General features: G+C 74.0%; 4 protein-coding genes and 1 tRNA gene. All 5 read left to right on the forward strand.

Translation table 11 applies throughout. The features are described 5' to 3' along the window. The first annotated feature begins 37 nt into the window (after positions 1 to 37). Complete coding sequence (locus FHE66_RS09870) at positions 38 to 1,648, forward strand: serine/threonine-protein kinase (RefSeq protein WP_139072788.1); 1,611 nt, start codon at positions 38 to 40, stop codon at positions 1,646 to 1,648. 71 nt (positions 1,649 to 1,719) lie between these two features. Then, complete coding sequence (locus FHE66_RS09875; protein WP_139072789.1) at positions 1,720 to 2,199, forward strand: hypothetical protein; 480 nt, start codon at positions 1,720 to 1,722, stop codon at positions 2,197 to 2,199. An 87-nt stretch (positions 2,200 to 2,286) separates the two neighbouring features. Continuing rightward, complete coding sequence (locus tag FHE66_RS09880; RefSeq protein WP_139072790.1) at positions 2,287 to 3,054, forward strand: thioredoxin domain-containing protein; 768 nt, start codon at positions 2,287 to 2,289, stop codon at positions 3,052 to 3,054. 67 nt (positions 3,055 to 3,121) lie between these two features. Next, positions 3,122 to 3,197 (forward strand) — tRNA-Thr (locus tag FHE66_RS09885). A 347-nt stretch (positions 3,198 to 3,544) separates the two neighbouring features. Further along, positions 3,545 to 6,367 carry an alpha/beta hydrolase-fold protein gene (locus FHE66_RS09890; protein ID WP_139072791.1) on the forward strand — a complete coding sequence of 941 codons (2,823 nt, stop codon included), beginning with the start codon at positions 3,545 to 3,547 and terminating at the stop codon, positions 6,365 to 6,367. The last annotated feature ends 63 nt before the right edge of the window (positions 6,368 to 6,430 follow it).

Below are 6,430 nucleotides of genomic sequence, written 5' to 3' on the forward strand. Positions count from 1 at the left end.
CCAGTGATGTCGCGGCGCGCCTGGGTAGGTTGAGGTCATGCAGGGGATCGAGGGCTACCGGCTCGTGCGGCGCATCGGCGCCGGCGGCATGGGCACGGTGCACGAGGCGCTGGACGCCGACGGGCGCCGGGTCGCGGTCAAGGTCCTCCACGAGGCGATCGCCGCGGACCCCGCCGCCCGGGAGCGGCTGCGCCGCGAGGTCGAGCTGCTCCACCGCGTCCGGGGCCGCGGCGTCGCGCGCGTGCTCGACGCGGAGGCCGACGCCGCGACCGCGTTCGTCGTCACCGAGCTGATCGACGGGCCGACCCTCGAGGACGACGTCCGCGAGCACGGCCCGCTCACCGAGGACGAGCTCGCCGAGCTGGCGCACGGGCTGGCCGAGGGCCTCGACGCGATCCACGCCGCCGGTATCGCCCACCGCGACCTCAAGCCGGGCAACGTCATGCTGTCCGCCGACGGGCCGGTGATCATCGACTTCGGGATCGCCCAGGTGGCCGACGACGTCCGGCTCACCCAGACCGGCATGGTCACCGGGACGCCGGGCTACCTCGACCCCGACGTCCTCGCCGGGGGAGATCCCGGCCCGGCTGGGGACTGGTGGGCGTGGGCGGCCGTCCTCACCTACGCCGCCACCGGTCGCCCGCCGTTCGGGCGCGGGGGCATGCAGGCGGTGCTCGGGCGGGTGAGCACCGGCGTCGTCGACACCGACGGGCTGCCCGACCGGCTCGCGGCGGTCCTCGGGGCCGCGCTCGACCCGGAGCCGGCCCGCCGCCTGCCCCCGGGCGACGTCCTCGCCGCGCTCGACGGCGACTGGGACCGCCCGGCGCTGCGCGCGCTGCTCGCCTCGCCCCCCGACCCGGTGACCCGCACCGACGTCCTGCCGCCGTCGGTCCCGCCGGCGCACACCCGGGCGCTGCCGGCGCAGGAGCCCTGGTACCCGCCGCCTGTGGTGGCGCAGACCTACGAGGCACCGGCCGTCGAGCCGTGGGACCGGCAGGCGCCCGAGCAGTGGGCGCCGCAGCCCGTGGCCGGGACGGCCGTCGCCCCGGCGGGGTGGGGCCTCACGCCGCAGGAGGTGCCCCCGTGGGCGGTGCCCCCGCGCCGCCGTGGCGGCACGCTCGCCGCGCTCGGCCTGGGACTGACGGCGCTCGCGATGCTGGCGCCGGGCGCGTGGGCCGTGGGGGTCCTCGCGCTCGTCGTCGTCCTCGGCGCCGTGGGGCGCGGTGCGGTGCGGCTGCGCACCGGGAGGCTGCGGCGCGGCCTGCGCCGCGGTGACACCGCGCGGGCCTGGCTCGCCGCGCCGGTCCACCTGCTCGGGGCGGCGCTCGCGACCGTCCCCGGCCTCCTGCTCGCCGCGCTGGTCGCCGGGGTGGGCGGGTGGGCGGTCCTCACCTTCACCTCCCCGCCCGCCGACGTCCGCCCGTGGCTGTTGTGGTGCGCGGCGGCCCTCGCGCTGTGGGCGCTGTGGAGCGTGCCGCCGGCCGAGGGGACGCGGGAGGGGGCGCGCGTCGTCCTCGGCGCCCTGCCGCGGCAGGCCCGCGTCGGCCTCGTCCTGCTCGGGCTCGGGACGGCGGCCGTGCTCGCGACCCTCGTCCTCACCGGTGCGCCCCCCGACCCGGTGTGGTCGCCGCTGCCGTCCCCCGCCTGAGCACCCGTCCGGATCCCGGGATCCCCGGCGGATCGTCGCCAGGCGGGCAGGGCGCCGCGTACGCTGACCCGGTGCGCCGCTCCCGCCTGGACGTGCGGCCCGGCCTCGTCGTGGCCGTGGCCGCGCTGCTGCCTGCGCTCGCGGCGGTGCTCAGCGGCGCGGTCCAGGTGACCCGGTGCGTCTCGGTGCCCGGCGGGGTGGCCCGCATCGGCATCGACCTCGCGCTCCTGCGTCACTCCGAGGAGTGCCCGACGACGGGCCTCGCGCTCGGCGGGGAGAGCGACCGCGTGCTCGCGGTCGTCGTCCTCCTCACGGCGCCGATGCTGCTGCTCCACGCGGGCGTCCTGCTCGGCACGTGGGGGGCCGGCGCCGCGCTGCGCCGCTCCCTGGCCCGGCTCGCCCGGCTGACCCCGTGGCGGCGGGTGCCTCGGCCCCGGCTGCTCGTCGTGCCTGCCCGGCGCGCCGCCGTCGGCCGTCTCGCCTCCTTCGTCTCGCGCGCGCACGTCGCCGTCCCACTCCTCCGCGGACCCCCGGCACCGCTGCCGGCCTGAGTGGTGCTCGCCCGCACGGGCGCGCACCGACGGTCACGCGACCACACCCCGAGGGCGCCGTGCGCCCGCGACAACCAGGAGCCATCCATGTCCAACGCCAAGGTGAACAAGCAGGAGCGGCGCGACGCCGCCCGTGAGCAGGCGCGCAAGCTGCGTGAGGCGCAGAAGCGCCGCGAGAAGCGCAACCGCCTTCTCATCATCGCCGGTGTCGTCGTCTTCATCGGCATCGTCGCCGCTGCGCTGTTCACGATCATCAGCAACGCCAACCGCTCCCCGCTCGAGGGCGTGGACGCCGAGCCCGCGGGCGTCAACGCGAGCGGCGCGATCCAGGTCGGCGCCGACGGCGTCGGGTCGGTCAACGAGGGCGCTCCCGTCGTCGACATCTACCTCGACTACCTGTGCACCTACTGCGCCCAGTTCGAGGAGCTCAACGCGGGCGTCCTCGACGAGCTCGCCGCGAACGGTGAGGCGACGGTGAACTACCACCCCGTCACCTACATCGGGGCCTCCGACTTCAACCTCCGCGGGGCGAACGCCCTCGGTGAGGTCGCGACGCAGTCGCCCGAGCACTTCAGCGCCTTCAACGAGCAGCTCTTCGCCGCCCAGGGCGAGGGCGGGGCCACCCCGCTCAGCGACGAGCAGATCGCCGAGGTCGCCCGCGAGGTCGGCGTGCCCGAGGAGGTCATCGAGACCTTCGGTGAGGGCCGCTACAACGACTGGGTCGCCGCCGTCACCGAGCAGTCCCGCCGTGACGGCGTCGGCGGCACGCCGACCGTCCTCATCGACGGTGAGGAGTTCACCGGCTGGCAGCAGGAGGGCGCGCTCGCCCAGGCCGTCGCCGACGCCGGGGCCTGACACCTGGCAGACTTTGCCGGGGCGGGACCGCACGGTCCCGCCCCGGTGCCGGTGAGTCCGGCACCCCGCCGCCTTAGCTCAGCTGGTAGAGCACCCGCCTTGTAAGCGGACGGTCGTCGGTTCGATTCCGACAGGCGGCTCCACGTTGTGCTCGCCCGCGCCCGGCGCCGTCGTCCGCGGGCGGCGCTTCTGCCCCGTCGCTCCGCCCGGGACTCCGGCACCGGCGGCCTCCCGGTGTGCCCAGGCCGGCCGCGCGTCCGGCCGTTCCCGACGGGTATCGCCGAGGAGCGTCGCGCTGTACCGTCCTCGGCATGGCGCCGACGGCGCGCCCACGGCCCGAGCTCGTCGATGAGGAGGGTGGTCCGGACGACTCGGGGCCGGGCGGGGGAGGACGAGGAGGACCTCGTCGAGGGGGAGAGCCTTGTCTCGGCTCACCCTCGGTCGCCCGGGTGGGCAGAGACGACTGCGAAACGCAAGGGAGCGTATCCAGATGGAGAAGCGAACCGGGATGCGCGGGCGTAGGCCCGTGACGTCGTTGCTTGCACTGCTGCTGTTGGTCGCGTCCGCTCTGGCCCTCGGGCCGGCCGCGGTCGCGCAGGTGTCGCCGATGGTGGAGGGGCCGACCGTCACGGCGGACCCGAGCTCGCCGACGGGGTACACCGTGACGTTCGTCTATCACAACCCCGATGCCACCCAGGTGCGCCTTGCCGGCGACCTGACCCTGCTCGACGTCGACACCGGCCGCACCACCCGGTACCAGCCGGAGGAGTGGGAGCCGGGGCGCTACCACGCGGGTGGGACGGAGTTCCTGCGGGACATGACGAAGGACGAGAACGGCTACTGGTCGGTCTCCGTCCCCCTGCACGCGGGGGGCCTGAGCTACTGGTACCGCGTCTGGGACCCGACGCAGGGGTGGGAGAACAAGCGCATCTGGGACCCCGCCTCCCCGCACCCGCGGCCCCCGGGCGACTCCTCCTTCCGGGTGAGGAACAACGACGTGCTCGACACGGTGTACGTGCCGTACGCGCCGGTGCAGGACGACCCGGTCCTCGAGGCGCGGGCCGCCTACGAGCTGCCGGCGGCCGACCCGGCGCAGCGGGGGACCGTCCAGTACGTGCCCTACACGACCATCCTCGGCGACGAGGGTCACCACCTCGGCGTCTACCTGCCGGCCGGCTACGACCCGGACCGGGCGGAGCCGTACAAGGTCGTCTACCTCTCCCACGGCATCTTCGGTGACGAGACCGACTTCATGGTCCCCGTCAACGTCCCGAACATCCTGGACAACATGACGGCGCGCGGCGAGATCGAGCCGACCGTCGTCGTCACCATGGGCAACCACTTCACCGGGACCGACCTCGGCTTCGGCTCCTACGACCGCCTCAACGCGGCGAACAACCTGGTCGAGGTCATCCTCCCGTTCGTGGAGGAGCGCTACAACGTCTCCGACGAGCGTGAGGGGCGAGCCTACGGCGGGTTCTCCTACGGCGGGTCGACCGGCGGCTTCGTCATCGCCAACCACCCGGCGGCCTTCGGGTACTTCGGGTTTTTCTCCGGCAACCCCACTCTCACCGAGGCGAACTACGACGACCTCGAGGCTGCGGTCGGCACCGGGGACCTCACCGTGTTTCTCGGCAACGGGGTCTTCGAGGGCGGGCCGGACGCGCACAACGCCATCGCGGAGAGCTTCCGCTCCCGGGGGTTCACCGCCGCGACCGCCCAGGTCCCCGGTGCCCACGACGGGATGACGGCGGGCCAGCTGTTCACGATCTTCGCCAGGGACCACCTGTGGAAGCAGGAGACGCCCGGCGGCGCGGTGGACGTCTCCCTCGAGACCGACACCCGGTGCGTGGTCGGGCGCGCCGTCCAGGTGGTCCAGGTGACGAACGGCTCCGACGCGCCCGCCCAGGTCACGCTGTCCTCGGCCTACGGCTCGCGGACGGTCACGGTGGGGGCCGGACGGTCCACCGCCGTCACCTTCAGCACCCGGCTCGCGTCGGTGCCCGCGAGCGAGGTGACGGCGACCGCCGTCGCGGACGGGTACGAGGGGACGACGGTGACCGCGCCGTACGCCGCCTACGACTGCGGGCTGCAGCACGGGATCCAGGGGGTCGTCCCCATCACCGAGATCCTCGCCTACGGGCAGAAGGTCACGGCGGTGGCCGTGGAGTACTCGGTCGACGTCGACCCGCGCGGGCTCGACCTCGACACCTTCACCGTCTCGGACAGCCTGTACAACTTCCGGTTCAACCCCATCGCCGACCTCACCGACCCGACCAAGAGGGCCGACCGGACGATCACGGCGGTCTACACGAACGACACGCCGTCGCTCGAGGCCGACCAGGAGTCCGACCGCGGCCGCTACGTGATCATCGAGCTGGACCCGATGGACCCGGGCGGCAGCACGGTGATGGCGTGGCAGGGCGGCGTACGGGTCAACCCGGACCTGCAGACCCGCGTCCTGCAGAACGAGGCCGTCCACGTCTGGGCAGCGGATGGCGACGGGCAGGGTGCCGTGCTGGCCCGGGCGTCGGACGTCGCGCGCGCGCCCACCCAGCCCGCGGTGAACCTGCTCTACGACGACTTCGTCCACGAGCGCTTCACGACGAGCACCGGTACCGAGGTGCCCTACGCCTACTGGCTGCCGGAGGACTACGACGCGACCAAGGAGTACCCCGTCGTGGTGATCCTGCCGGGGCACGGGCAGGGGTACATCGAGAGTGCCGACGGCACGAACAACGAGGGGGTCCAGATCGCCTCCGACATCCCGGCCGTCGCGTGGCTGCAGGAGGAGTGGACGGAGTCGGAGGAGGACGTCGTCGTGCTCGCCGTGCAGAACCGGCGGACCGGCAGCGGCACCGACCAGGCAGAGGCGATGGTCGAGGTCGTGAACGCGTTCGTGGACGAGTTCTCCGTGGACCCCGACCGCATCTACGGGTCGACGGTGTCGTACGGGTCGGTCCTGGCCTGGGCCGCCCTGACGGACCACCCGGGGCTGTTCGACGCCATGCTCGTCACCGGAGGCTTCGGTGCGAGCGAGGAGCAGGCGGCCGCGATCGCGGCGTCGCGCACTCCGGTGTGGGTCACCCACGGCACCGGTGACCACCTGCTCAACGTGGTGACCACCGGTCAGGCGTCGTTCAACCGGATCTGGAACGCCTACATGGCAGCGGGCCTGACCCCCGCGCAGGCGACCGCGCTCGTCAAGTACACCGAGTACCCGCTCTCGGCGTTCTACGAGCCGGACCAGCACCTGGCTGCGGCGCCGACCTACGAGGACTCCTCCATCCTGAGGTGGCTGCTCGACCAGTGACCGGCAGGGCGCACGCATGAGGGGCCCCCGGCGGGTGACGGACGGACACCGTCCGTCACCCCG

Origin of the sequence: Georgenia sp. 311 (assembly GCF_006151955.1) — a bacterium.
Lineage (GTDB): Bacteria > Actinomycetota > Actinomycetes > Actinomycetales > Actinomycetaceae > Oceanitalea > Oceanitalea wutianyii.

Coding starts and splice junctions, on each gene's coding strand:
- FHE66_RS09870 (WP_139072788.1), top strand. CDS start 38: ATGCAGGGGATCGAGGGCTACCGGCTCGTGCGGCGCATCGGCGCCGGC.
- FHE66_RS09880 (WP_139072790.1), top strand. CDS start 2,287: ATGTCCAACGCCAAGGTGAACAAGCAGGAGCGGCGCGACGCCGCCCGT.
- FHE66_RS09890 (WP_139072791.1), top strand. CDS start 3,545: ATGGAGAAGCGAACCGGGATGCGCGGGCGTAGGCCCGTGACGTCGTTG.